This is a genomic window from Bradyrhizobium sp. 197 (assembly GCF_023073375.1).
Lineage (GTDB): Bacteria > Pseudomonadota > Alphaproteobacteria > Rhizobiales > Xanthobacteraceae > Bradyrhizobium.
The window spans coordinates 1-602 of sequence record NZ_JADPJJ010000132.1 but is presented as its reverse complement, the minus strand read 5'-3'; the positions used below and the strand labels follow the sequence as shown (position 1 = coordinate 602).

1 protein-coding gene is annotated in these 602 nt (G+C 67.6%); it reads left to right on the top strand.

Going from position 1 to position 602, the window contains the following annotated elements:
• A partial coding sequence (locus IVB27_RS29485) for a VCBS domain-containing protein (RefSeq protein ID WP_247446415.1) occupies positions 1 to 602 on the top strand: 602 nt, incomplete at both ends.

Here is a 602-nt window from a genome sequence, read left to right as displayed (position 1 = left end):
CGGTGACCATCACCGGCACCAACGACGTAGCGTCGGTGAGCTCGGACTCCAAGTCCGTGACCGAGGGCGACATTGCCGCGGCATTGAACGCCTCCGGCCAGCTGACGATCGTCGATCCCGACAGCGGCGAAGCCCATGTCGTGGCGCAGAGCAATGTTCATGGCAGCTATGGCGACTTCAGCATCGATGCCAGCGGGGCCTGGAGCTACGCCGGCAACGGCGCCCATGATGAGCTGACCGCGGGCCAGCAGGTCCAGGACCAGTTCACGGTGACCAGCCAGGACGGCACCGCCACCGGCACGGTCAGCATCACCATCACCGGCAGCAACGACGTGGCGTCGGTGAGCTCGGACTCCAAGTCCGTGACCGAGGCCGACACTGCCGCCGCATTGAACGCCTCGGGCCAGCTCACGATTGTGGATCCCGACACGGGTCAGGCCCACGTCGTGGCCCAGAGCAACGCCCACGGGACCTATGGCGACTTCGGCATCGATGCCAGCGGCGCCTGGAGCTACGCCGGCAACGGCGCCCACGACGAGCTCACCGCCGGCCAGCAGGTCCAGGACCAGTTCACGGTGACCAGCCAGGACGGCACCGCCACC